Source organism: Phytobacter sp. (genome assembly GCF_059074235.1).
Genome location: NZ_JCACPZ010000001.1, coordinates 1 through 23,971 on the forward strand (window position 1 = coordinate 1; position 23,971 = coordinate 23,971).

At 52.0% G+C, this 23,971-nt stretch carries 22 protein-coding genes and 1 pseudogene; 15 read left to right on the forward strand and 8 right to left on the reverse strand.

Annotated elements, in window-relative coordinates; all coding sequences use genetic code 11:
• Together AC5JPW_RS00005 and mdtD are read left to right on the forward strand one after the other, a co-directional pair.
• On the forward strand, positions 1-673 hold a 673-nt coding region (locus AC5JPW_RS00005), incomplete at its 5' end, for a FadR/GntR family transcriptional regulator (protein ID WP_494237591.1).
• A gap of 11 nt (positions 674-684) precedes the next feature.
• Positions 685-2,114, forward strand: a pseudogene (gene mdtD, locus AC5JPW_RS00010) (multidrug transporter subunit MdtD).
• On the opposite strand, the gene rbsR reads toward mdtD, so the two are convergent.
• From rbsR to kup, 7 genes are all read right to left on the reverse strand, one after another.
• Positions 2,080-3,072, reverse strand: coding sequence for a ribose operon transcriptional repressor RbsR (gene rbsR, locus AC5JPW_RS00015; protein WP_494237593.1), 993 nt, complete (start codon positions 3,070-3,072; stop codon positions 2,080-2,082). The pseudogene mdtD and the gene rbsR overlap by 35 nt on opposite strands.
• A 3-nt stretch (positions 3,073-3,075) precedes the next feature.
• Entirely contained in the window at positions 3,076-4,005 is a 930-nt protein-coding gene (rbsK, locus tag AC5JPW_RS00020; protein WP_494237594.1) for a ribokinase, read from the reverse strand.
• Between the two features lie 109 nt (positions 4,006-4,114).
• Positions 4,115-5,005 (reverse strand): ribose ABC transporter substrate-binding protein RbsB, encoded by an 891-nt coding sequence (gene rbsB, locus AC5JPW_RS00025; protein WP_494237595.1) that lies wholly within the window; start codon positions 5,003-5,005, stop codon positions 4,115-4,117.
• Between the two features lie 27 nt (positions 5,006-5,032).
• Entirely contained in the window at positions 5,033-5,998 is a 966-nt protein-coding gene (gene rbsC, locus AC5JPW_RS00030) for a ribose ABC transporter permease (protein WP_494237596.1), read from the reverse strand.
• Positions 5,999-6,003: 5 nt separating this feature from the next.
• Positions 6,004-7,509, reverse strand: coding sequence for a ribose ABC transporter ATP-binding protein RbsA (gene rbsA / locus AC5JPW_RS00035; RefSeq protein WP_494238109.1), 1,506 nt, complete (start codon positions 7,507-7,509; stop codon positions 6,004-6,006).
• 7 nt (positions 7,510-7,516) lie between these two features.
• A complete protein-coding gene (gene rbsD / locus AC5JPW_RS00040) occupies positions 7,517-7,936 on the reverse strand; it encodes a D-ribose pyranase (protein ID WP_494237597.1) in 420 nt (139 codons plus the stop codon).
• 204 nt (positions 7,937-8,140) lie between these two features.
• Positions 8,141-10,009: a low affinity potassium transporter Kup gene (gene kup, locus AC5JPW_RS00045; RefSeq protein ID WP_494237598.1), complete on the reverse strand. Its 1,869-nt coding sequence runs from the start codon at positions 10,007-10,009 to the stop codon at positions 8,141-8,143.
• Between the two features lie 221 nt (positions 10,010-10,230).
• Between kup and ravA the strand changes: the two genes are divergently transcribed.
• Both ravA and viaA read left to right on the forward strand, forming a co-directional pair.
• Entirely contained in the window at positions 10,231-11,727 is a 1,497-nt protein-coding gene (ravA, locus tag AC5JPW_RS00050) for an ATPase RavA (protein WP_494237599.1), read from the forward strand.
• Complete coding sequence (gene viaA, locus AC5JPW_RS00055; protein ID WP_494237600.1) at positions 11,721-13,172, forward strand: ATPase RavA stimulator ViaA; 1,452 nt, start codon at positions 11,721-11,723, stop codon at positions 13,170-13,172. The genes ravA and viaA overlap by 7 nt, the downstream gene beginning before the upstream one ends.
• Here viaA and asnA read toward each other — a convergent pair.
• Positions 13,169-14,161 carry an aspartate--ammonia ligase gene (gene asnA, locus AC5JPW_RS00060; RefSeq protein WP_494237601.1) on the reverse strand — a complete coding sequence of 331 codons (993 nt, stop codon included), beginning with the start codon at positions 14,159-14,161 and terminating at the stop codon, positions 13,169-13,171. The two genes, viaA and asnA, sit on opposite strands and share 4 nt — an antisense overlap.
• Positions 14,162-14,314: 153 nt before the next feature.
• Between asnA and asnC the strand changes: the two genes are divergently transcribed.
• From asnC to atpG, 11 genes are all read left to right on the forward strand, one after another.
• On the forward strand, positions 14,315-14,773 hold the full coding sequence (gene asnC / locus AC5JPW_RS00065; protein WP_041689565.1) for a transcriptional regulator AsnC: 459 nt from the start codon (positions 14,315-14,317) through the stop codon (positions 14,771-14,773).
• 99 nt (positions 14,774-14,872) lie between these two features.
• The gene (mioC, locus tag AC5JPW_RS00070) at positions 14,873-15,322 is read left to right on the forward strand and encodes an FMN-binding protein MioC (protein ID WP_494237603.1); all 450 of its coding nucleotides are present in this window, start codon (positions 14,873-14,875) and stop codon (positions 15,320-15,322) included.
• A 373-nt stretch (positions 15,323-15,695) separates the two neighbouring features.
• On the forward strand, positions 15,696-17,585 hold the full coding sequence (mnmG, locus tag AC5JPW_RS00075; protein ID WP_494237604.1) for a tRNA uridine-5-carboxymethylaminomethyl(34) synthesis enzyme MnmG: 1,890 nt from the start codon (positions 15,696-15,698) through the stop codon (positions 17,583-17,585).
• A gap of 104 nt (positions 17,586-17,689) precedes the next feature.
• Positions 17,690-18,313: a 16S rRNA (guanine(527)-N(7))-methyltransferase RsmG gene (gene rsmG / locus AC5JPW_RS00080; protein ID WP_494237605.1), complete on the forward strand. Its 624-nt coding sequence runs from the start codon at positions 17,690-17,692 to the stop codon at positions 18,311-18,313.
• A gap of 613 nt (positions 18,314-18,926) precedes the next feature.
• Positions 18,927-19,307 (forward strand): F0F1 ATP synthase subunit I, encoded by a 381-nt coding sequence (gene atpI, locus AC5JPW_RS00085; protein WP_494237606.1) that lies wholly within the window; start codon positions 18,927-18,929, stop codon positions 19,305-19,307.
• An 8-nt stretch (positions 19,308-19,315) separates the two neighbouring features.
• Positions 19,316-20,134, forward strand: a complete 819-nt coding sequence (gene atpB, locus AC5JPW_RS00090) for a F0F1 ATP synthase subunit A (protein WP_494237607.1) — start codon at positions 19,316-19,318, stop codon at positions 20,132-20,134.
• Between the two features lie 47 nt (positions 20,135-20,181).
• The gene (gene atpE, locus AC5JPW_RS00095) at positions 20,182-20,421 is read left to right on the forward strand and encodes a F0F1 ATP synthase subunit C (protein ID WP_004393045.1); all 240 of its coding nucleotides are present in this window, start codon (positions 20,182-20,184) and stop codon (positions 20,419-20,421) included.
• Positions 20,422-20,479: 58 nt separating this feature from the next.
• Positions 20,480-20,950 (forward strand): F0F1 ATP synthase subunit B, encoded by a 471-nt coding sequence (atpF, locus tag AC5JPW_RS00100; RefSeq protein WP_044182687.1) that lies wholly within the window; start codon positions 20,480-20,482, stop codon positions 20,948-20,950.
• Between the two features lie 13 nt (positions 20,951-20,963).
• Positions 20,964-21,497: a F0F1 ATP synthase subunit delta gene (gene atpH, locus AC5JPW_RS00105; protein WP_494237608.1), complete on the forward strand. Its 534-nt coding sequence runs from the start codon at positions 20,964-20,966 to the stop codon at positions 21,495-21,497.
• 12 nt (positions 21,498-21,509) lie between these two features.
• The gene (gene atpA, locus AC5JPW_RS00110) at positions 21,510-23,051 is read left to right on the forward strand and encodes a F0F1 ATP synthase subunit alpha (RefSeq protein ID WP_437888186.1); all 1,542 of its coding nucleotides are present in this window, start codon (positions 21,510-21,512) and stop codon (positions 23,049-23,051) included.
• Between the two features lie 50 nt (positions 23,052-23,101).
• Entirely contained in the window at positions 23,102-23,965 is an 864-nt protein-coding gene (gene atpG / locus AC5JPW_RS00115) for a F0F1 ATP synthase subunit gamma (RefSeq protein WP_494237609.1), read from the forward strand.
• Positions 23,966-23,971: the final 6 nt, after the last annotated feature.

Consider the following 23,971-nt stretch of genomic DNA (forward strand, 5'->3'; position numbering starts at 1 on the left):
AAAGAACCTTTCCTGGATGTTGGCAGAGAAACTCGCTCAGCAAATCCTTAAAGGTGAATATGTCCCAGGAAGCATCCTGCCTGGTGAAATAGAGCTAGGAGAACAGTTCGGCGTCAGTCGGACAGCGGTCAGGGAAGCAGTAAAGACATTAACAGCAAAAGGAATGGTGCTGCCTCGCCCACGTATCGGTACACGTGTCATGCCGAAGGATAACTGGAACTTCCTGGATAAAGAGTTGCTGTCATGGTGGATGAGCGAGGATAATTTTCAGGAAGTCATTGAGCACTTCCTTATAATGCGCAGCAGCCTCGAACCTCAGGCTTGCCATTTAGCGGCAATATTAGGTGAGGCCGAACAGAAAGCGCATCTGAATACATTAATGGAAGAGATGGTCTGGCTCAAAAAACATTTTAACCGCCAACGCTGGATTGAAGTGGACATGGCCTGGCACGAACATATCTATGCCATGAGCGCCAATCCTTTCCTTATCTCTTTCGCTGCACTCTTCCATTCGGTCTATCACACCTATTTCACATCTATTACCCAGGATCAGGTGATTAAGCTCGACCTGCATCAGGCGATTGTTGATGCCATTCAGGAAAGTAATGGGGAAGGTGCCTTTCAGGCCTGCCAGATTCTATTGAAGACACCTCACGCGCCTGCGGCAAAATAACGGGATCCCGCATGACAGAGAAAAAACACCGCAGCATGGCCGGATTGCCGTGGATTGCAGCAATGGCTTTCTTTATGCAGGCACTGGACGCCACCATATTAAACACCGCGCTCCCCGCCATTGCCGAGAGCCTCAATCGCTCCCCCCTGGCGATGCAATCCGCCATCATTAGTTATACGTTAACTGTCGCAATGTTGATTCCGGCCAGCGGTTGGCTGGCAGACAGATTCGGTACCCGCCGCGTATTTATGCTGGCCGTCAGTTTGTTTACCCTCGGTTCTTTGGCCTGCGCGCTCTCCACCTCGCTGGCTTCCCTGGTCCTGTTCCGCGTTCTTCAGGGAATTGGCGGTGCGATGATGATGCCCGTCGCGCGTCTGGCGCTTCTTCGAGCCTACCCGCGCAGCGAATTGCTTCCAGTATTGAACTTTGTGACCATGCCTGGCCTGGTAGGCCCAATTCTCGGGCCGGTACTGGGTGGCGTTATGGTTACATGGGCCAGCTGGCACTGGATATTCCTGATCAACATTCCCATCGGTCTTACCGGCCTGCTCTACGCACGCAAATACATGCCGAACTTCACCACGCCACGTAAACGCTTTGATATGGGCGGCTTCTTTCTGTTTGGCCTGAGCCTGGTGCTGTTCTCCAGCGGTATGGAACTCTTTGGCGAGAAAATAGTGGCAAGCTGGCTGGCTTTCGCCGTCATCGTCAGTGGGATTGTGTTATTCCTTCTTTATATACGCCACGCGCGCCGTCACCCCACTCCACTAATCTCGCTTAACCTCTTTAAGACCCGAACCTTTTCGGTGGGGATCGCCGGGAATATCGCTTCACGACTGGGGACCGGATGCGTACCGTTCCTGATGCCGCTGATGCTGCAAGTTGGATTCGGTTACTCAGCACTGATTGCCGGCTGCATGATGGCACCGACAGCGATGGGTTCTATTCTGGCTAAGTCGCTGGTCACACAGGTGCTTCGTCGCCTGGGCTATCGCAAGACGCTGGTGGGGATTACGCTGTTTATCGGATTGATGATTGCCCAGTTCTCGCTGCAATCACCGTCGATGGAAGTCTGGCTACTGATATTGCCGCTGTTCATTCTGGGGATGGCGATGTCGACGCAGTTCACCGCGATGAACACCATTACACTTGCGGATCTGACCGATGAGAACGCCAGTAGCGGTAACAGTGTTCTGGCTGTCACCCAACAGCTCTCGATCAGTTTAGGCGTTGCTGTGAGTGCGGCAGTTCTGCGGTTTTATGAAGGGTTTGATAGCAACAACACCGTGGAGCAGTTCCACTACACCTTTATTACCATGGGTGTTATCACGCTGATATCGGCCTTTGCCTTTATGCTGTTACGGCCAAAAGATGGCCGTAACCTGATCAAAGAGAAGCACTGACCGTTAGGCCGATCCGCGCTCCATCAACACCGGCGTAAGCTGTAAACGCTGCTGTTGTTGAGTGGGATCGGCAATGCGATGAATCAACACATCAATCGCCAGTTCACCCAGTTCATCTTTCGGCTGATGAATAGTGGTCAGAGGTGGCGTCATGTAGCGTGCCAGCTCAATATCATCGTACCCGACAACAGCGATATCCTCAGGCACTTTCAATCCAGCCTGATACAGCGCCTGATAGGCACCGAAAGCCATCGCGTCGTTACCAATAAACACCGCCTGCGGGCGGACATCCCTCGCCAGCAAGGTTTGCATGGCTTCAAGCCCACCAGCAAACTCAAAATCGCCGATAATCTCATCCCCTTCGTGGATGGTCAGCCCGGCATGAGTCATTGCCGCACGATAACCTTCCAGACGCAGACGCGCAGGGGTTTTATCCAGCGGCCCCGTGATACAGGCAATATGTGTATGACCTTTCTGGATAAGGTATTGCGTTGCCATGTCGCCGCCCAGCAGCGAGTTATCCTGAATCAGGTCACTGTCACCGTCGAACGGCGCCCAGTCCATCATCACGGTCGGCACTGAAGGGTAACGCTGGAGAATTTCCTGAGAGGGCTGATGAGTTTCAGTACAGAGAAGCAGAAGGCCATCGACACGCTTTTGCATCAGCGTTTCCAGGTTGCGGTTCATGCGCTGCTCATCGCCTTCAGTATTACAGAGCACAAGGCTATACCCTCGCTCAAAGCAGCTACGTTCCACGCCCCGAACCAGCTCAGAGTAAAACGGGTTGGTACTGGCAGTGATTAACATCCCGATGGTACGGGTCTGATTTATTTTCAGGCTGCGTGCGAGCGCAGAAGGCGCGTAATTCAGCGCCTTGATCGCAGACTCCACCTTTTCGCGGATGGCATCACTGACAAAACGATCTTTATTGATGACATGTGAAACGGTCGAGGTAGACACACCCGCCACGCGGGCCACATCCTTCATCGTAGCCAAGCATCACCCCTGCTGACTGAGGAAATCATCAATTTCTTTGCGCCACGGCACTGACGGTTGCGCACCTTTACGGGTGACAGCAATCGCTGCCGCCGCATGAGCAAATCGAATGGCGTCATCAAGCACATGGTTTTCCAGTAATGCTGTCATTAATGCGCCATTAAAGGTGTCGCCCGCCGCGATGGTATCAATGGCTTTCACTTTGAAGCCAGGAACACGACGACCTTCACCTTTCACACTCGCCCAGACGCCACGACTGCCGAGCGTAATGATGACCGTCTCAATGCCTTTAGTATGGAGTACTTGCGCCGCATTTGAGGCGTCTTCATCGCTATTAACCCGGATACCGGTCAGTTTCTCAGCTTCTGTCTCATTCGGCGTGATGATGTCCACCAGCGCCAGCAGCTCATCTGACAGCTCACGAGCAGGAGCCGGGTTCAGCGCCACAATAGTGTTGTTCTCATGGGCAATGCGCGCGGCTGCCAGTACGCTCTCAACCGGCGACTCCAGTTGCATCAGCAACGCGGAAGCCTGACCAATAAGCGCACGTTGTGCTTCAACGCGCTCTACGGAGAGCGCTGCGTTTGCCCCCGCATGAATACCGATGACATTCTCACCTTCGCCGTTAACGAAAATCAGCGCAACGCCCGTGGACTCCCCGGCAACAACACTCACCGGCGACACATCGATATGGTCACTGATCAGCTGCTGGCGAACTCGTTCACCGGTGTCGTCATCGCCCGTGCAGGCAATAAAGGCAATGTCGGCACCGCTGCGACCCGCAGCGACGGCCTGGTTTGCACCTTTGCCACCAAACGCGATTTGATACTGACTACCGGTAACCGTTTCCCCTGGGGTCGGGAAAGATTCAAGGTTGAGAATGTGATCGGCATTAATGCTGCCAAGGACGACGAGTTTGCCAGTGGTTTTCATGATGAGCTTGTCCGTTAAATTGCGCCACCCACGAACGGGTGGCGCGTGCCCTGCATTTCTTTTATTCGTTATCCCCAGACCCGTTCCCGAAGGAGGGTCTGAATCCGTCTTACTGTTTGATAACCAGTTTCAGGTCAACCGGGATTTTGGCGTGTACTTTCTCGCCTTTCAGCACTTTATCAGCGGTGACAACGCCCGTTGCGCCAATTTGCTCTGGTAACTGAGCGATAGTTGCTGCCATTTTACCGTCATTTACGGCTTTCACACCGTCCGGCGTACCGTCAAAACCGACCACCATGACATCGGATTTACCCGCAGTTTGCAGTGCGCGCATGGCACCCAGCGCCATTTCGTCGTTCTGAGCGAATACAGCCTGTACGTCCGGATGCGCAGTCAGCAGGTTCTGCATAACGTTCAGACCTTTCGTGCGGTCAAAGTCAGCAGGCTGGCTGGCCAGGACATTGAATTTATGAGCCGCAACGGCCTGCTGGAAACCTTCACCACGCTCACGGGCTGCGGAAGTCCCTGCAATACCCTGCAGTTCGATAATTTTCGCGCCTTCACCGGCTTTCTTGGCGATGTAGTCACCGGCGATTTTGCCGCCCAGTACGTTATCAGAAGCGATGTGGCTGACCACTTCACCTTTCGCCGCTGCACGGTCAAGGGTGATAACCGGGATGTTTGCCTGGTTCGCCATCTTCACGGCATTACCAACGGCATCGGAATCGGTTGGGTTAATCAGCAGCAATTTTGTACCACGAACAGTCAAATCCTGAACGTTAGCCAGCTCTTTAGCCGGGTTGTTCTGTGAATCCAGCACTACCAGGTCGTAACCCAGTTTGTCAGCTTCTTTCTGCGCCCCATCTTTCAGACTCACAAAGAACGGGTTGTTCAGGGTGGAAACAACCAATGCAATCGTATCCTTGGCCATCGCATTCGCGCTTACGGTGGCGCTCAGTGCAACAGCAGAAACCAAAAGAGCCAGTTTTTTCATGTTCATATTCATGATGTCCTGTTGTGTAGGTAATTACTGCTTTTTGTTGTCTACCAGCACCGCGAGCAGAATCACCACTGCTTTAACGATCATCTGGTAATAGGAAGAGATGCCTAATAAATTCAATCCATTACTCAGGAAACCAAGGATAAGCGCACCGATCAATGTCCCCACGATGCGCCCCTTACCTCCTGCCAGGCTGGTACCACCCAATACAACGGCGGCGATAGCGTCCAGCTCATAACCGGTTCCTGCGACTGGCTGTGCGGACGAAAGGCGCGCCACTTCGATAATGCCAGCAAGCGAAGCCAGTAAACCACAGAGGGAATAGACGATAACTTTCACTTTATCAACGCTGATACCTGACAAGCGCGTTGCCGCTTCGTTACCCCCAAGGGCATAAATATAGCGTCCAAGACGGGTGTGGTGCAGCAAATACCAGGTCGCGATAAACACCACGGCCATAATCCAAATCGGCGTCGGGATCCCCAGCGGACGACCAATACCAAACCAGCCAAAAACATCGGCATTATCGGTAAAGCCCGTATTCATTGGGCTACCGTTGGTGTACACCAGCGTCACACCACGCAGTAACAGCATCATGACCAGCGTGGCGATAAACGCCTGCACACGCCCTTTCGCCACAATGACACCCGTCACCGCACCGATAGCTGCACCTAAGGCCAGGGCGGCGGCGACAGCCACCAGCGCATTCACTTCCATACCGACAAGCGACGCGGCGACCGCACCAGTCAGAGCCAGCAAGGAACCGACGGACAGGTCGATCCCGGAAGTCAAAATGACCAGCGTCATGCCAACCGCCATAATCGCGTTGACCGAGGTCTGTTGCAGAATATTCAACAGGTTATTGACGGTAAAAAAGTTCGGGCTCAAGGTCGATACAATCGCAATCAGCACCAGTAAGGCGATCAGTGATTTTTGTTCCATCAACCACGCTTTGGTGAAATAGCGGCGACCAGAAACAGCCTGGGTAGTCATCTTTTTTACTCCTGATTCACACGATTAAGCTTGCCCACTGCGGCAGCCATCAATACTTCCTGAGTGGCCTGCTCGCGCGTGAATTCACCGCCGAGATGCCCTTCGTGCATCACGATGATGCGATCGCTCATGCCCAGCACTTCTGGCATTTCCGATGACACCAGAATGATGCTCAGGCCATCGGCCTTAAACTGGTTAATAAGCTGATAAATCTCTTTTTTCGCCCCCACGTCGACGCCACGGGTCGGCTCATCAAGGATAAGCACCTTCGGCCGCGTCATTAAACCGCGCGCAATGGCAACCTTTTGCTGATTACCACCGGAGAGCAAACCAATCGCCTGTTCCATCGACGGGGTTTTAACGTTGAACAAGCGGATAAAATCGCTAACCGCCTGCTGTTCATCTTTATGTTTGAGATTGCCGCCGGGACGGCTGAAATAGCCCAGCGCCGTCAGCGACATGTTCTCTTTAACCGACATACCGAGCACTAAGCCATCGCGCTTACGGTCTTCTGAGATGTAGACGATACCGTTCGCCAGGCCATCCTGCGGCGTGCGGGTCACCACTTCATGCCCATCCAGCGTGACGTAACCGCTGGTGCGCGGCATCGCGCCATACAGCACCTTCATCAGTTCGGTACGTCCGGCGCCCATCAGGCCCGCCACACCCAGGATTTCACCTTTGCGCAGCGTGAACGAAACATCGTGCACGCCGGGGCCACACAGATTGTCCACTTTCAGGCGGATGTCACCCGGTGCTTTATCAAGGCGCGGATACTGATCTTCGAGCTTGCGGCCGACCATCATTTCAATCAGTGAATCTTCGGTGAGCGAAGCGACTTCGCGTTCAGCGATAAACTGACCATCGCGGAACACGGTCACATCATCACAAATCTCGAAGATCTCTTTCATACGGTGGGAGATGTAGACGATGCCGCGCCCTTGCGCTTTCAGTTCGCGAATCACCCGGAACAGAGATTCTGTTTCGGTATCGGTCAGGGCATCGGTCGGCTCGTCCATCACAATCACTTGTGACTCGTAGCTCAGCACTTTGGCAATTTCGACCATCTGCTGATCGCCAATGGACAGCTCGCCCACCAGCTTGTCACTTTTAAAGCGTAAATTCAGTTTTGCCAGCAGCTTGTCGGCTTCGGCATACATCTTTTTCCAGTCGATTTTGCCGAAACGCCCAACGAACTCACGGCCAAGAAAGATGTTTTCCGCGATGCTCAGTTGCGGGATCAGGTTAAGTTCCTGGTGGATAATGCCAATGCCCGCTTCCTGGGACGATTTTGGCCCCGTGAAGGTTGTCTCTTTCCCCAGCCATAGCAGTGAGCCGGCATCACGCATGTAGATACCGGTCAACACTTTCATCATGGTGGATTTGCCCGCGCCGTTCTCACCGACCAGCGCCATCACGCGGCCAGCATAAACATTCAGCGCCGCACCGGAGAGGGCTTTAACCCCCGGGAATGCTTTGTCGATTCCCTTAAGTTGCAGTAACGCGTCCATGTCGGCCTCAGAAAGTGACGCCAGCACAGAGAATGATATTCGCATACGGGGAACACTCCCCGCTGCGAATAACCGCCTGACTGTCCGCGGTCTGTTTTTTGAATTGTTCGTGGGTCACATAACGAACATTTATGGTGTTGCCCTGGTGTTGTTGCAGTTGCTCAATATGCTTGAGCAACGTTTCGTGGAGCTGCGGATTATGTTCCTGAATTTCCGACGCAATGATAGCTGCTTCAACCTGCATCTCTGTCGTAACCACATCCAGCACCTGCATAAAGCCAGGTACGCCCTGAGTGAGAGCCATATCAATACGCTGAGTACTCTGCGGTACGGGCAAACCCGCATCACAGACGACTAAGGTATCGGTATGCCCAAGACGGGAGATGACCGACGAGATTTCTGAGTTGAGAACAGTACCTTTTTTCATTTTATGCTCCATTAGCGAAACGTTTCGCTATACCCAGTGTAAACCTGAGAATGTTCAGAAAACCACCGTGGCGTTACAGAAGTGTGATCGAAATCGAAACGTTTCGCTCGCGTTGCAGCAAGAAAACATTTCTTTGCTTTCCTAAGCAAAATTGCGGGCGTGAAATAACAAAAACCCCTCAAAAAGAGGGGTTTTAAAAGGTCTTTATATTTCAACCTGTGTGCCGAGCTCAATAACCCGGTTGGGGGGGATTTCAAACTGATCCGGTGCACGCAGGGCATTACGCTGCAGAAGCAGATAGAGCTTGCCGCGCAAGCGCAAATACCAGGGGCGCTTGCCCACAATCAGCGATTCATGTGACATAAAGAAGGAGGTCTCCATCATGCGGCAGCTTAATCCTTCCAGGCCACAGCGATGGAATACCTCTTCAACGTTTGGCGTTTCACGCCAGCCGTAGCTCGCTACCACACGCCAGAACGTCGGTGAAAGCTGCTCTATTTGCACACGACGCACGTTGTGCACATAAGGCGCATCTTCCGTACGCAGCGTCAGCAGAATAACGCGCTCGTGAAGCACCTTGTTGTGCTTGAGGTTGTGCATCATAGCAAACGGGATCACGTTCAGCGCACGAGACATATAGACCGCCGTGCCTGGCACACGTACCGGCGGTGATTTTTCCAGTGACGCAATCATCGCTTCCAGAGAGTTACCGTGTTCGTGCATACGGCGCAGCAGGCGGAAACGCTCGCTCTTCCAGGTCGTCATGATCACGAACATCACCAGACCCAGACTCAGCGGCAACCAGCCGCCGGACAAGAGCTTGTCGAGATTCGCCGAGAAGAGCGGGATATCGATAAACAGGAAGCCCGTCAGCAACAACCCAACGAACAGTTTGTTCCAGTGCCAGTTTTTACGCGCCACGGTCATCGACAGAATCGACGTCAGCACCATGGTGCCGGTCACGGCGATACCGTAAGCTGCGGCCAGGTTACTGGAGTGCTCAAAGCTCACGATCACCACGACCACGGCGCAATAGAGCAACCAGTTAACAAAAGGAATATAGATCTGCCCGGATTCCATCTCCGAAGTGTGAATGATACGCATCGGTGACAGGTAACCCAAACGTACCGCCTGACGCGTCAGGGAGAAGACACCAGAAATCACCGCCTGCGATGCAATCACTGTCGCCAGGGTGGCAATAATCAGCATCGGAATCAGCGCCCACTCAGGAGCCAAAAGGAAGAACGGGTTTTTGATCGCTTCCGGCGTTTTCAACAACAGTGCCCCCTGGCCGAAATAGTTCAGTACCAGTGAGGGAAGTACTACTGAGAACCAGGCCACACGGATTGGTAATTTGCCGAAGTGGCCCATATCCGCATACAACGCTTCAACGCCGGTGATCGAAAGCACGACCGCGCCCAGCGCGACAAACGAAACGGTTTTGTATTCAAGGAAGAAATTGACGGCCCAGGCCGGATTCAACGCCTGCAGCACTTCAGGGTTGGATATAATCCCACGTGCACCCAGCATCGCCAAAATCAGGAACCAGGCGAGCATGATAGGCGCAAACAGCTTCCCCACCAGCCCTGTTCCGTGTTTCTGAATAGCAAACAGCAGCGTCAGTACCACGATAGAAAGCGGAACGGTCCAGGTATCCAGTGAAGGGGCAACGATTTCCAGACCTTCGATGGCCGACATGACTGAGATGGCAGGCGTAATCACAACCTCTCCATAGAAGAAGCTGCCGCCAATAAGTCCCATGATCACCAGAATAGAGGTCATCCGCGCCGACGTATTGCGACCGGCGAGCGACATCAATGTCAGAATACCGCCCTCACCGGCGTTATCCGCACGCATCACGAAAGTGAGGTATTTAATGGAAACGACTAAAATCAGTAACCAAAAAATCAGCGATAAAAAGCCAAAAACGGCGTCGCGTTCTACACCGAAACCAAACTGACCTGACAAACATTCACGAAGAGTATAAAGCGGGCTGGTGCCAATATCACCGTAGACAACCCCAATAGCCGCGAGTGTTATCGCGGGCAACGATTGCTTATTATCAGTGCTCATAGACTAATCTTTTGTTTGAATGACAAATGTGTGCTTAGTCCCTTGGCCCACAAAAAGCGCACAGTATGCACGATTATTTGCTAAATCGTACCCCTAAATGCGACCACATTATTCTGGCGCAATGAAAATGATGCCATTGTTCAGTCTATTACAAGCCCTTATCTAAACGTCTATACTCGCACAGGCAAGCCGGAATCGCGGCGAAAGGATGCAAATCAATTATGGCTCACTCACATTTATTAGCAGAAAGAATTTCCCGTTTAAGCAGCGCACTGGAAAAAGGTCTTTTTGAGCGTAGCCACGCTATTCGCCTGTGTCTGTTAGCCGCATTAAGCGGCGAAAGCGTCTTTCTGCTCGGCCCGCCAGGGATAGCCAAAAGCCTGATTGCCCGCCGCCTGAAATTCGCCTTTAAACACGCCCGTGCATTTGAATACCTGATGACCCGTTTTTCCACACCAGAAGAGGTGTTTGGCCCTTTGTCTATTCAGGCTCTGAAAGATGAAGGGCGTTATGAACGTTTGACCCAGGGCTATTTACCGGAAGCGGAAATCGTTTTTCTCGATGAAATCTGGAAAGCCGGTCCGGCAATCCTGAATACGTTGCTCACTGCCATCAACGAACGTCGTTTTCGTAACGGTGCCAGTGAAGAGAAAATCCCCATGCGTTTGCTGGTGGCAGCATCCAATGAATTACCTGAAGCAGACAACAGTCTCGAAGCTCTGTATGACCGCATGTTGATTCGCCTGTGGCTGGATAAAGTACAGGAGAAAGGGAATTTCCGCTCAATGCTGATAAGCCAGCAGGATGAGAGTGACAATCCGGTTCCTGCCGATTTGCAGATTAGCGATGAAGAGTACAATCAATGGCAGAAAGATATCACGCAGGTCAAACTGCCTGACGTTGTCTTCGAGCTTATCTATCTGCTGCGCCAGCAGCTCGATAGTTTGCCCAATGCGCCTTATGTCTCTGACCGACGCTGGAAAAAAGCGATTCACCTGTTACAGGCGAGTGCCTTCTTCAGCGGACGCGATGCGGTTGCCCCTATCGATCTTATCCTGCTCAAAGATTGCCTGTGGTATGACGCGCAGAGCATGCAGTTGCTGAAAAATCAGTTAGAGATATTGATGACCGGGCACGCCTGGCAACAGCAAACCATGCTGACGCAACTGGCGACCATCGAGCAGCGTCGCATTCAGATCCAGCAACAACAAAGCGATAAAACCGCGCTGAAAGTTTCCCGTCAGGGCGGAATGTTCAGCCGCCGTCCGCATTATGATTTACCGGAAGATCTGCAGGATTCCACGCTGACCCTTCTGCTTCAGCAGCCGCTTAAGCTTCACGACATGCAGGTCATCCACGTCACTATCGAACGTGTGGCTCTGGCACAATGGCTGGCTAAAGGGGGAGAGATACGCGGCAAACTAAACGGGATCGGCTTTGCTCAGGTGCTGAACCTGGATGTTGACGGTGGACTCAATGTGTTAATCCGCGATGTCAGCCTCCAGGGATCGCGCCTTGCTCTACCGGGCAGTACCAGTGCAAACGTGCCGGAGGAGGTAACACAGCAACTGGAAGCGTTAGACACTCTCTGGCATCAGCAACACACCCGGTTCAGCGAACTGCAAAAATGCCTGTTCATCCCGGCCGACTGGCTGGGCCGCATTGAAGCCAGCCTGCAGGACGTGCGCGCGCAGATTCAACAGGCGCGTCAATGCTAACGCTGGACGCCCTGAATGCAATACTGACCATCGGTGAAGAGGCGCTCATTGAAGAGCTGATTGTCGCCTTGCTCGCCTCACCGCAGTTGGCCATTTTCTTTGAAAAGTTTCCCCGTCTTCGCCATGCCATCACCGAAGACATTCCCCGCTGGCGTGACGCGCTTAAAAGCCGCCTGAAAGAGACTCAGGTCCCTCCGGAACTGACCGAGGAGGTGCTGTCCTATCAGCAGAGCCAGTTGCTCTCTACATCACAACTGATTGTCCAGCTTCCGCAAATCCTCACCCTGCTGGATAAGCTTCGCTCACCGTTTGCCGCTCAGGCCCATGCCATGGTGACGGATAACCCGAGCTTCACCCCCGCTTTGCACACGCTCTTTTTACAGCGATGGCGACTGAGTCTGGTGGTTCAAACCACCGCATTTAATCAGCAGCTATTAGAAGAAGAGCGCGAGCAATTGCTCAGTGAAGTGCAGGAACGCATGACGCTAAGCGGTCAGCTTGAGCCTGTATTAATCGAAAACGAAAATGCTGCCGGGCGGCTATGGGATATGAGTGCAGGTCAGATCAAACGTGGCGATTACCAGCTTATTGTTAAGTACGGTGATTTTTTAACGGAGCAGCCGGAATTAAAACAACTGGCGGAACAGCTCGGTCGATCCCGCGAAGCGAAATCCGTACCCCGCAAAGATGCGCCAATGGAAACCTTTCGTATGCTGGTGCGAGAGCCGTCGACAGTACCGGAACAGGTCGATGGTATTCACCAAAGTGACGACATTCTGCGTCTTCTGCCACCGGAACTGGCAACATTGGGCATCACAGAGCTCGAATATGAGTTTTACCGCCGTCTGGTGGAAAAACAGCTGATTACCTATCGGCTTCATGGTGATGCCTGGCATGAACGGGTCGTAGAGCGACCTGTCGTGCATCAGGATTTCGATGAGCAACCACGTGGCCCCTTTATTGTCTGCGTGGACACTTCTGGATCCATGGGCGGTTTTAATGAACAGTGCGCAAAGGCATTCTGTCTGGCGCTGATGCGCGTTGCGCTGGCTGATAAACGTCGCTGCTACATCATGCTGTTTTCCAGTGAAGTGGTGCGTTATGAACTCACCAGCCAGCAGGGGCTTGAACAGGCAATTCGTTTTCTCAGCCAGCGCTTTCGTGGCGGTACGGATATCGCGAGCTGTTTTCGCGCCATTATTGAACGTATGCAGGGGGGAGAGTGGTATGACGCCGACGCGGTGGTTATTTCCGACTTCATCGCCCAGCGACTGCCGGATGATGTGGTCACTAAAGTGAAAGAACTGCAGACCGTGCACCAGCAACGTTTTCATGCCGTTGCGATGTCGGCACACGGTAAGCCCGGCATCATGCGCATTTTCGATCATATCTGGCGCTTTGATACCGGGATGCGCAGCCGTCTGCTGCGCCGCTGGAAGCGTTAAAGCAGAGACGAAACGCTTGAGCGTACTTGCTCCGGCCAGACGCCACACTGCACCTGACCAATGTGCGGCAGTTGCAGCAGAAGCATCGTCAGGCGTGATTGCCCGATACCACCGCCGATGGTTTGCGGCATTTCGCCCTGCACCAGTGCCTGGTGCCATTCCAGACGCAGACGATCTTCATCGTCGGTGATTTTAAGCTGGCGCTTCAGCGTTTCCGCATCCACACGGATCCCCATAGAAGAGAGTTCCAGTACATCTTCCAGGACCGGGTTCCACACCAAAATATCGCCATTCAGACCATGCAGCCCGCTGTCACCAGGGGTGCTCCAGTCATCATAATCCGGTGCACGTACGTCATGACGCTGACCATCGCTCAGCTTGCCACCAATCCCGATCAGGAAGACAGCACCCAACTCTTTGGCAATGGCGCGCTCGCGACCCTTGGCATCCAGATCCGGGAAGCGACTCAGCAATTCCTGGCTATGCACAAAGTGGATCAGATCGGGCAGGAAGCTGGTCAGGCCAAATTCCTGGCTTACGGCGGCTTCGGTGGCTTTGATCCCGGCATAAATGGCTTCAACAGTCGATTTCAGGGTACCAGTATGGCGCTCCCCCTCACCCATCACACGTTCCCAGTCCCATTGATCGACATAGACAGAGTGAATGGGTGACAGACGATCTTCGTCAGGGCGCAGGGCCTTCATGTGCGTGTACAAGCCCTCCCCAGCACTAAAATCATGCTGCCCGAGCGTTTTACGTTTCCATTTAGCCAGCGAATGCACCACTTCGAATTGCGCATCCGGCAGGTTTTTGACTTTAACCTGCACCGCTTTCTCAGAACCCGACAGGTTATCCTGAGTGCCATCCCCAACGCGGCTTAAAATAGGAGCCTGGACCTCAATAAGTCCTAGTTTTTCTTCCAGCTGGCGGGAGAAGTGCGACTTCACGAAAATAATCTGACGTTGTTTGCTGATGTAGGCGGATTTCATTATTCACTTCCTTTTCTCTGTCTGTTGCAGCCATTAAGCAACAAAAAACCTCTGCCATTCAATAATCAATAACAAAAAAGGGCATTCAGGTTTTGATTCGTTAAAATGAAAAGCTAAAATAGAACGATTGTTTATTCAACATAAGAAAAACCTATGGAAAATTATCAGATCGACAATCTGGACCGCGGCATCCTTGAGGCATTAATGGCAAATGCGCGCACGGCCTATGCCGAGCTGGCCAAACAGTTCGGCGTCAGCCCGGGGACCATCCACGTTCGCGTTGAGAAGATGAAACAGGCGGGGATCATTACCGGTGCTCGCATTGACGTCAGTCCCAAACAATTAGGTTATGACGTCTGCTGCTTTATCGGCATCATTCTTAAGAGCGCGAAGGACTACCCTTCAGCGCTGGCCAGACTGGAAAGCCTGGAAGAGGTGACCGAAGCGTATTACACCACGGGCCATTACAGCATCTTCATTAAAGTGATGTGTCGATCGATTGATGCCCTGCAACAGGTGCTTATCAACAAGATCCAAACAATTGATGAAATTCAGTCCACGGAGACACTGATCTCCCTGCAAAACCCCATCATGCGCACGATCCGCCCGTAACAGGGCGTTTTCACTCCCACCTAATACCCATATTGTCCACAGGTAGATCCCAGCTCGTTCACAGCGTACAATACGCCCCTCTTAACGGGAGTGGACTTCATGGCAGATATTACACTGATTAGTGGCAGCACCCTGGGTGGCGCGGAATACGTCGCTGAACATCTGGCTGAAAAGCTGGAAGACGCGGGTTTCAGTACCAAAACCCTGCATGGCCCACTGCTGGAAGATCTGCCGCAGGAAGGCATCTGGCTGGTGGTGAGTTCAACCCACGGTGCAGGCGATCTGCCTGACAACATTCAACCTTTATATGATCAGTTGCAGGAACAGAATGTTTCATTGTCCGGGGTTCGCTTTGGGGCAATCGGAATCGGTAGTCGTGAATATGACACTTTCTGTGGCGCCATTGAGAAATTAGAAGCGTCATTGAAAGCTAACGGTGCAAAACAGATCGGCGAAACAGCAAAAATTAACGTGCTTGAGCATGACATTCCTGAAGATCCGGCTGAAATTTGGCTGGGATCCTGGATTAATTTACTCAATAACGATTAAAGATCACGCAATCAGATGTGGATAACTAGGCTTAAAAACGCTGATCAACCGGTAGTTATCCAATGAATAACTGTTGTTCAGTTTTTGGGTTGTGTATAACTACCTCTTTTGATCCCAGCTTATACTGTGCAGGATCACCGATCATTCACAACTAATGATCCAAGCTAAGATGATGATCTTCCTACCTGGATCCAGCTTATCCACAAGGCAGTGGGATCCTAATAAGAGATCACAATAGAACAGATCTCTCTAAATAAAGATCTTCTTTTTAATACCCAGGATCCCAGTGCTTTCTCCCTGAGCTAAAGTTGAGTAGAATCCACGGCCCGGGCTTCAATTCCATTTCTAACCGCTTTACGCGAGGCAATTCACCATGTTTTATCCGGATCCTTTTGACGTCATCATCATTGGCGGGGGTCATGCAGGCACTGAGGCCGCGATGGCCGCTGCGCGTATGGGTCAACAAACCCTGCTTTTGACACACAATATCGACACGTTGGGGCAGATGAGCTGCAACCCGGCGATTGGCGGCATTGGGAAAGGACACCTGGTGAAAGAAGTGGATGCCCTTGGCGGCTTGATGGCGAAAGCGATCGATCATGCTGGCATTCAGTTTAGGATACTAAACGCGAGCAAAGGCCCAGCGGTGCGAGCTACCCGCGCTCAGGCAGACCGCGTGCTTTATCGTCAGGCCGTGCGTACTGCGCTGGAAAACCAGCCGAATCTGATGATCTTCCAGCAGGCGGTTGAAGACTTGATCGTCGAAAACGATCGTGTCGTGGGTGCAGTCACCCAGATGGGATTGAAATTCCGTGCCAAAGCAGTTGTACTGACTGTTGGGACGTTCCTCGACGGCAAAATACATATTGGTCTGGATAACTACAGCGGTGGCCGTGCTGGCGATCCGCCTTCTATTCCACTCTCACGTCGACTGCGCGAACTACCTCTGCGTGTAAGTCGCCTTAAAACGGGTACACCGCCGCGTATTGATGCGCGCACAATCGATTTCAGTGTACTGGCGCAGCAGCACGGTGATGACCCAATGCCGGTCTTCTCGTTCATGGGCAATGCTGCTCAGCACCCGCGTCAGGTGCCGTGCTACGTCACACACACAAACGAAAAAACACACGATGTGATCCGTAATAACCTCGATCGTAGCCCGATGTATGCTGGCGTGATCGAAGGGATCGGTCCGCGCTACTGCCCGTCGATAGAAGACAAAGTAATGCGCTTTGCCGATCGTAATCAGCATCAGATCTTCCTCGAACCGGAAGGACTGACCTCAAACGAAATTTATCCGAACGGCATCTCCACCAGCCTGCCGTTTGACGTGCAGATGAAAATTGTTCGCTCAATGCAGGGCATGGAAAACGCAAAAATCGTTCGTCCGGGCTACGCCATTGAGTACGATTTCTTCGACCCACGTGACCTGAAACCGACGCTGGAAAGTAAATACATCCAGGGGCTGTTCTTTGCCGGGCAGATCAACGGCACAACCGGTTACGAAGAAGCCGCTGCACAAGGGCTGTTGGCTGGTCTTAACGCCGCACGCTCGTCTGCTGAAAAAGAAGGCTGGGCACCAGCGCGCTCTGAAGCGTATCTCGGTGTGCTGGTGGACGATCTTTGCACCCTCGGGACCAAAGAACCGTACCGTATGTTCACTTCTCGCGCCGAATACCGCCTGATGCTGCGTGAGGATAACGCCGACCTGCGTCTGACTGAAAAAGGCCGTGAACTGGGTCTGGTCGATGATGAACGTTGGGCTCGCTTCAACGAAAAACTGGAAAACATCGAGCGTGAACGCCAGCGCCTGAAATCCGTCTGGGTCAACCCGACTTCTGAGACGGCTCCGGAAGTGAATAAAAACCTGACGGCGCCACTTTCTCGCGAAGCCAGTGGGGAAGATTTGCTCCGTCGTCCGGAAATGACCTACGAACAGCTGGTACAACTGACTGCTTTCGCACCGGGCCTGGCAGATGCGCAAGCCGCTGAACAGGTTGAAATTCAGGTGAAATATGAAGGTTATATTGCCCGTCAGCAGGACGAAATTGAAAAGCAGCAGCGCAATGAAAATACCTTGCTGCCTGCATCGCTGGACTACCGTCAGGTGAATGGGTTGTCGAACGAAGTGATCGCCAAGCTGAACGATCACAAGCCGTCATCCATTGGCCAGGCATCGCGTATTTCAGGGATTACGCCTGCCGCTATCTCCATTCTGTTGGTGTGGCTGAAAAAGCAAGGCATGCTGCGCCGCAGCGCGTAACATGTTGCTCATCGCCCGGTGATGCGTTGCACGCCGGGCAGACAGAACTCCAAAAGCGGGTGAACGTCGTGACACTCGTCTGACATCTTTAACAGGTATCCACTGTGCTTAACAAACTTTCCCGTCTGCTGGATGAAGCAGGTATTTCGCTCACCGATCACCAGAAAACTCAGTTAGTTGCTTATGTTGAAATGCTGCATAAGTGGAACAAAGCTTACAACCTGACTTCTGTACGCGATCCTGATGAAATGCTTGTCCGTCATATTCTCGACAGTATTGTGGCAGCGCCCTATCTTCAGGGGGAGCGTTTTATTGATGTCGGAACCGGACCGGGATTGCCTGGCGTGCCCCTCTCAATTGTGCTGCCCGACGCGCATTTCACACTTCTTGATAGCTTGGGCAAACGCGTACGTTTCTTACGTCAGGTGCAGCATGAGCTTAAGCTGACCAACATCACCCCCGTACAGAGCCGAGTGGAAGATTTCCCTGCGGAGCCGCCCTTTGATGGTGTGATTAGCCGTGCATTTGCTTCGCTCACAGACATGGTTAACTGGTGCCACCATTTGCCGGGGCAAAACGGACGCTTTTATGCGCTTAAGGGATTGATTCCTTCGGATGAAATTGCACTGCTACCGCCAGAACTCATTGTGGAATCTGTCGTTGAATTAACGGTCCCTCACCTGGAAGGTGAACGTCATTTAGTGGTCGTTAAGCTAAACAAAATTTAATTTCTCTCAAAAAATGTAGAATTCGTGCTGTTTTTGGATTGTTAAAAAACGGCACTGAAAATGGTGATACGTCCAGTTACATTTAACGGAGTTGTTACCTGCATTTTTCCTGTTTTTAACGATGTGATTTTGCTTAACCCTTAAAATAGTAAACAGTGAAAATATCAGTCTGCTAAAAATCGACTCTGCAACAGAATTGGTGTTGTTAAATAATTATTATAAATGTCAATGCAAGGTTTTTATTGTGTACCCGGGTCTTTTAAAAAGAGTTGTGGATAATCGCGTTGAATATCAAAATGTTGAAATGGCGCATTTTCCGCAAGGGCATCGTCGTGCTAACGCATAAATGTTTAAATTGTGATCTGGTACGCACTTTATTCTCAGGGTTTTCGCGTTATTTGGGATTTTGCTTAAAGGTTCACAGTTTCCTGAAAAGTTGAAAAACAGGACACGAGAAAAATATTTAAACATTTATTCACCTTTTCGCTACTTATTGTTTGAATTCACGGGGCCGCACCGTATAATTTGACCGCTTTTTGGTGCTTGACTCCGGGCGTTAAAGAACGTTTTATACGACACGCGGCATACCTCGAAGTGAGCAGGAGTGAATACGATGTCGGTGTCGCTTTTAAGTCCAAATATTGCTCGTAGGCTTCTGCTTGTTCAGCTTCTGGCAGTGATTGCTTTAGGAACGCTGTTTAGCCTCAAAGACCCTTTCTGGGGCGTCTCCGCCGCGTGTGGAGGGATGGCAGTAATTTTGCCAAATATGTTGTTTATGATTTTTGCCTGGCGTCATCAGGCACATACACCTGCTAAAGGCCGCGTGGCCTGGTCCTTCGCCTTCGGTGAAGCGTTTAAGGTGTTGGCAACATTCGTGTTGCTGGTGGTGGCGCTGGCGGTTTTCAAGGCGGTATTTTTACCGCTGATAGTCACGTGGGTTTCGGTGCTGGTTGTTCAGATACTGGCACCTGCTGTAATTAACAACAAAGGGTAAGAGGCATCATGTCTGCAGGAGAAATCTCAACACCGCAGGAGTACATTGGCCACCATCTGAATAACCTTCAGTTGGACCTGCGTACGCTCTCGCTGGTGGATCCGCATAACCCCCCGGCCACCTTCTGGACACTCAACATTGACTCCATGTTTTTCTCGGTGGCTCTGGGTCTGTTGTTCCTGGTCATGTTCCGTAGCGTAGCCAAAAAGGCTACCAGCGGCGTCCCGGGGAAATTCCAGACGGCAATTGAGCTGGTTATTGGTTTTGTCCATGGTAGCGTGAAAGACATGTACCACGGCAAGAGCAAGCTCATTGCACCACTGGCCCTGACGATTTTCGTCTGGGTATTCCTGATGAACCTGATGGATTTGCTGCCTATCGATCTGCTGCCGTACATCGGCGAGCACATCTTTGGTCTGCCTGCATTGCGTGTGGTGCCGTCTGCTGACGTTAACATCACGCTTTCCATGGCGTTAGGCGTATTTATCCTGATTCTGTTCTACAGCATCAAAATGAAAGGCCTGGGTGGTTTTGCTAAAGAGCTTACACTTCAGCCGTTCAACCACCCGGTGTTTATTCCGGTCAACCTGATCCTGGAAGGTGTTAGCCTGCTGTCCAAACCGGTTTCTCTCGGTCTGCGACTGTTCGGTAACATGTATGCCGGTGAGTTGATTTTCATTCTGATTGCTGGTCTGTTGCCGTGGTGGTCACAGTGGCTTCTTAATGTGCCATGGGCCATTTTCCACATCCTGATCATTACGCTGCAAGCCTTCATTTTCATGGTTCTGACGATTGTCTATCTGTCGATGGCATCTGAAGAGCATTGATTTTTAATACACTACTACGTTCTAACTGAAACAATCTGGAGACTGTCATGGAAAACCTGAATATGGATCTGCTGTACATGGCTGCCGCTATTATGATGGGTCTGGCGGCAATCGGTGCTGCGATCGGTATCGGCATCCTCGGGGGCAAATTCCTGGAAGGCGCAGCGCGTCAACCTGATCTGATCCCACTTCTGCGTACTCAGTTCTTTATCGTTATGGGTCTGGTGGATGCTATCCCAATGATCGCTGTAGGTCTGGGTCTGTACGTGATGTTTGCTGTCGCGTAGTACGGGTTGCTTAACAGCAAATATTTAAGAACGTTAACCAGATAAGAGGCATTGTGCTGTGAATCTAAACGCAACAATCCTCGGCCAGGCCATCGCGTTTGTCCTGTTCGTTCTGTTCTGCATGAAGTACGTATGGCCGCCTTTAATGGCTGCCATTGAAAAACGTCAGAAAGAAATTGCTGACGGTCTTGCTTCCGCTGAACGGGCTAAAAAGGACCTGGACCTTGCACAGGCCAATGCGACCGACCAGCTGAAAAAAGCGAAAGCTGAAGCTCAGGTCATCATTGAACAGGCGAACAAACGCCGTGCTCAGATCCTGGACGAAGCGAAAGCAGAAGCCGAGCAGGAACGTACTAAAATCGTGGCGCAGGCGCAGGCGGAAATTGACGCTGAACGTAAACGTGCCCGTGAAGAGCTGCGTAAGCAAGTGGCTCTGCTGGCTGTTGCCGGTGCCGAGAAGATCATCGAGCGTTCCGTGGATGAAGCTGCTAACAGCGACATCGTGAATAAACTGGTCGCTGAACTGTAAGGAGGAGGGGCTGATGTCTGAATTTGTAACGGTAGCTCGCCCCTACGCCAAAGCAGCTTTTGACTTTGCCGTCGAAACCCAAAGCGTTGACCGCTGGCAGGATATGCTGGTGTTTGCCGCCGAGGTGACGAAGAACGAACACATGGCAGAGCTTCTCTCCGGTGCAATGGCACCGGAAACGCTCGCTAATTCGTTTATCGCAGTCTGTGGGGAGCAACTTGACGACAACGGCCAAAACCTGATTCGGGTGATGGCAGAAAATGGTCGTCTTAAAGCGCTCCCTGATGTTCTTGAGCAGTTTATTCAATTGCGTGCAGCCAGCGAGGCTATCGCTGAAGTCGAAGTGACTTCTGCGACCGCACTGAGTGAAGAACAGCTTTCGAAAATCAGTGCCGCGATGGAAAAACGTCTATCACGCAAAGTGAAGCTGAATTGCAAAATCGATAAGTCTGTAATGGCAGGCGTAATCATCCGTGCGGGTGATATGGTCATTGATGGCAGCGTACGCGGCCGTCTTGAACGCCTTGCAGACGTCTTGCAGTCTTAAGGGGACTGGAGCATGCAACTGAATTCCACCGAAATCAGCGAACTGATCAAGCAGCGCATTGCTCAGTTCAGTGTTGTGAGTGAAGCTCACAACGAAGGTACTATTGTTTCCGTAAGCGACGGTGTTATCCGCATCCACGGCCTGGCCGATTGTATGCAGGGTGAAATGATCTCCCTGCCGGGTAACCGTTACGCTATCGCACTGAACCTGGAGCGCGACTCCGTAGGTGCAGTTGTGATGGGTCCTTACGCTGACCTCGCCGAAGGCATGAAGGTTAAGTGTACTGGCCGTATTCTTGAAGTTCCGGTTGGCCGTGGCCTGCTGGGTCGCGTGGTGAACACCCTGGGTGCACCAATCGACGGTAAAGGTCCGGTTGATAACGATGGCTTCTCGCCAATCGAAGTTATCGCACCGGGCGTTATCGAACGTCAATCCGTCGATCAGCCGGTACAGACCGGTTATAAATCCGTTGATGCCATGATCCCAATCGGTCGTGGTCAGCGTGAATTGATCATCGGTGACCGTCAGACCGGTAAAACCGCGATGGCAATCGATGCGATCATCAACCAGCGCGATTCCGGCATCAAATGTGTGTACGTGGCTATCGGCCAGAAAGCGTCCACCATTTCTAACGTGGTTCGTAAACTGGAAGAGCACGGCGCACTGTCCAACACTATCGTTGTTGTGGCAACCGCGTCTGAATCTGCTGCACTGCAATACCTGGCGCCGTATGCCGGTTGCGCAATGGGCGAATACTTCCGTGACCGCGGTGAAGATGCGCTGATCGTTTACGATGACCTGTCTAAACAGGCTGTTGCTTACCGTCAGGTTTCCCTGCTGCTCCGTCGTCCGCCAGGACGTGAAGCATTCCCGGGCGACGTTTTCTATCTGCACTCCCGTCTGCTGGAACGCGCATCCCGCGTTAACGCTGAGTACGTTGAAGCCTTCACCAAAGGCGAAGTGAAAGGTAAAACCGGTTCCCTGACTGCGCTGCCAATCATCGAAACCCAGGCGGGTGACGTTTCTGCGTTCGTTCCGACCAACGTAATTTCTATTACCGATGGTCAGATCTTCCTGGAAACCAACCTGTTTAACTCCGGTATTCGTCCGGCAGTTAACCCGGGTATCTCCGTATCCCGTGTGGGCGGTGCTGCTCAGACCAAGATCATCAAGAAACTGTCCGGTGGTATTCGTACCGCACTGGCACAGTATCGTGAACTGGCTGCGTTCTCTCAGTTCGCATCCGATCTGGATGAAGCAACCCGTAAACAGCTGAGTCATGGTCAGAAAGTGACCGAGTTGCTGAAACAGAAACAGTATGCCCCTATGTCTGTTGCACAACAGGGCCTGGTGCTGTTCGCGGCTGAACGCGGTTACCTCGAAGATGTGGAACTGGCGAAAATCGGTAGCTTCGAAGCCGCTCTGCTGGCTTACGTCGACCGTGATCACGCTCCGCTGATGCAAGAGATTAACCAGTCCGGTGGCTATAACGACGAAATCGAAGGCAAGCTGAAAGGCATCCTCGATTCCTTCAAAGCAACCCAGTCCTGGTAACGTCTGGCGGCTTGTCTTAGGACAGGCCGCAAGGCATTGAGGAGAAGCTCATGGCCGGCGCAAAAGAGATACGTAGTAAGATCGCAAGCGTCCAGAACACGCAAAAGATCACTAAAGCGATGGAGATGGTCGCCGCTTCCAAAATGCGTAAATCGCAGGATCGCATGGCGTCCAGCCGTCCATATGCAGATACCATGCGCAAAGTGATTGGTCACCTTGCTAACGGTAATCTGGAATATAAGCACCCTTACCTGGAAGAACGCGACGTTAAACGCGTGGGCTACCTGGTGGTGTCGACCGACCGTGGTCTGTGTGGTGGCTTGAACATCAACTTGTTCAAAAAAGTGCTGGCGGATATGAAAGTCTGGTCTGATAAAGGCGTTCAAAGCGACCTCGCTATGATCGGCTCTAAAGGCGTCTCTTTCTTTAACTCCGTAGGTGGCAACGTTGTCGCTCAGGTAACCGGTATGGGGGATAACCCTTCCCTGTCCGAACTGATCGGCCCGGTAAAAGTCATGCTGCAGGCTTACGACGAAGGTCGTCTGGACAAGCTTTATATTGTCAGTAACAAATTTATCAACACCATGTCTCAGGTTCCGACGATCACTCAGTTGCTGCCGTTACCGGCTGCAGAAGATGAAGAGTTGAAGCGTAAATCCTGGGATTATCTGTATGAGCCAGATCCAAAAGCGCTGCTGGATACCCTCCTGCGTCGTTATGTTGAATCTCAGGTTTATCAGGGTGTTGTTGAAAACCTGGCCAGCGAGCAGGCCGCACGTATGGTGGCGATGAAAGCCGCTACCGACAATGGCGGCAGCCTGATTAAAGAGCTGCAGTTGGTATACAACAAAGCTCGTCAGGCCAGCATTACTCAGGAACTCACCGAAATCGTCGGTGGTGCATCCGCGGTATAACCAGGT

What these genes read in the sequence shown, in the direction of transcription:
- atpH (WP_494237608.1), top strand. Translation starts at nt 20,964, where the DNA reads ATGTCTGAATTTGTAACGGTAGCTCGCCCCTACGCCAAAGCAGCTTTT.
- mnmG (WP_494237604.1), top strand. Translation starts at nt 15,696, where the DNA reads ATGTTTTATCCGGATCCTTTTGACGTCATCATCATTGGCGGGGGTCAT.
- atpI (WP_494237606.1), top strand. Translation starts at nt 18,927, where the DNA reads ATGTCGGTGTCGCTTTTAAGTCCAAATATTGCTCGTAGGCTTCTGCTT.
- rbsD (WP_494237597.1), bottom strand. Translation starts at nt 7,936, where the DNA reads ATGAAAAAAGGTACTGTTCTCAACTCAGAAATCTCGTCGGTCATCTCC.
- ravA (WP_494237599.1), top strand. Translation starts at nt 10,231, where the DNA reads ATGGCTCACTCACATTTATTAGCAGAAAGAATTTCCCGTTTAAGCAGC.
- atpA (WP_437888186.1), top strand. Translation starts at nt 21,510, where the DNA reads ATGCAACTGAATTCCACCGAAATCAGCGAACTGATCAAGCAGCGCATT.
- rbsK (WP_494237594.1), bottom strand. Translation starts at nt 4,005, where the DNA reads ATGAAAACCACTGGCAAACTCGTCGTCCTTGGCAGCATTAATGCCGAT.
- viaA (WP_494237600.1), top strand. Translation starts at nt 11,721, where the DNA reads ATGCTAACGCTGGACGCCCTGAATGCAATACTGACCATCGGTGAAGAG.
- atpB (WP_494237607.1), top strand. Translation starts at nt 19,316, where the DNA reads ATGTCTGCAGGAGAAATCTCAACACCGCAGGAGTACATTGGCCACCAT.
- atpE (WP_004393045.1), top strand. Translation starts at nt 20,182, where the DNA reads ATGGAAAACCTGAATATGGATCTGCTGTACATGGCTGCCGCTATTATG.
- rbsB (WP_494237595.1), bottom strand. Translation starts at nt 5,005, where the DNA reads ATGAACATGAAAAAACTGGCTCTTTTGGTTTCTGCTGTTGCACTGAGC.
- kup (WP_494237598.1), bottom strand. Translation starts at nt 10,009, where the DNA reads ATGAGCACTGATAATAAGCAATCGTTGCCCGCGATAACACTCGCGGCT.
- asnA (WP_494237601.1), bottom strand. Translation starts at nt 14,161, where the DNA reads ATGAAATCCGCCTACATCAGCAAACAACGTCAGATTATTTTCGTGAAG.
- rbsC (WP_494237596.1), bottom strand. Translation starts at nt 5,998, where the DNA reads ATGACTACCCAGGCTGTTTCTGGTCGCCGCTATTTCACCAAAGCGTGG.
- atpG (WP_494237609.1), top strand. Translation starts at nt 23,102, where the DNA reads ATGGCCGGCGCAAAAGAGATACGTAGTAAGATCGCAAGCGTCCAGAAC.
- rbsA (WP_494238109.1), bottom strand. Translation starts at nt 7,509, where the DNA reads ATGGACGCGTTACTGCAACTTAAGGGAATCGACAAAGCATTCCCGGGG.
- mioC (WP_494237603.1), top strand. Translation starts at nt 14,873, where the DNA reads ATGGCAGATATTACACTGATTAGTGGCAGCACCCTGGGTGGCGCGGAA.
- asnC (WP_041689565.1), top strand. Translation starts at nt 14,315, where the DNA reads ATGGAAAATTATCAGATCGACAATCTGGACCGCGGCATCCTTGAGGCA.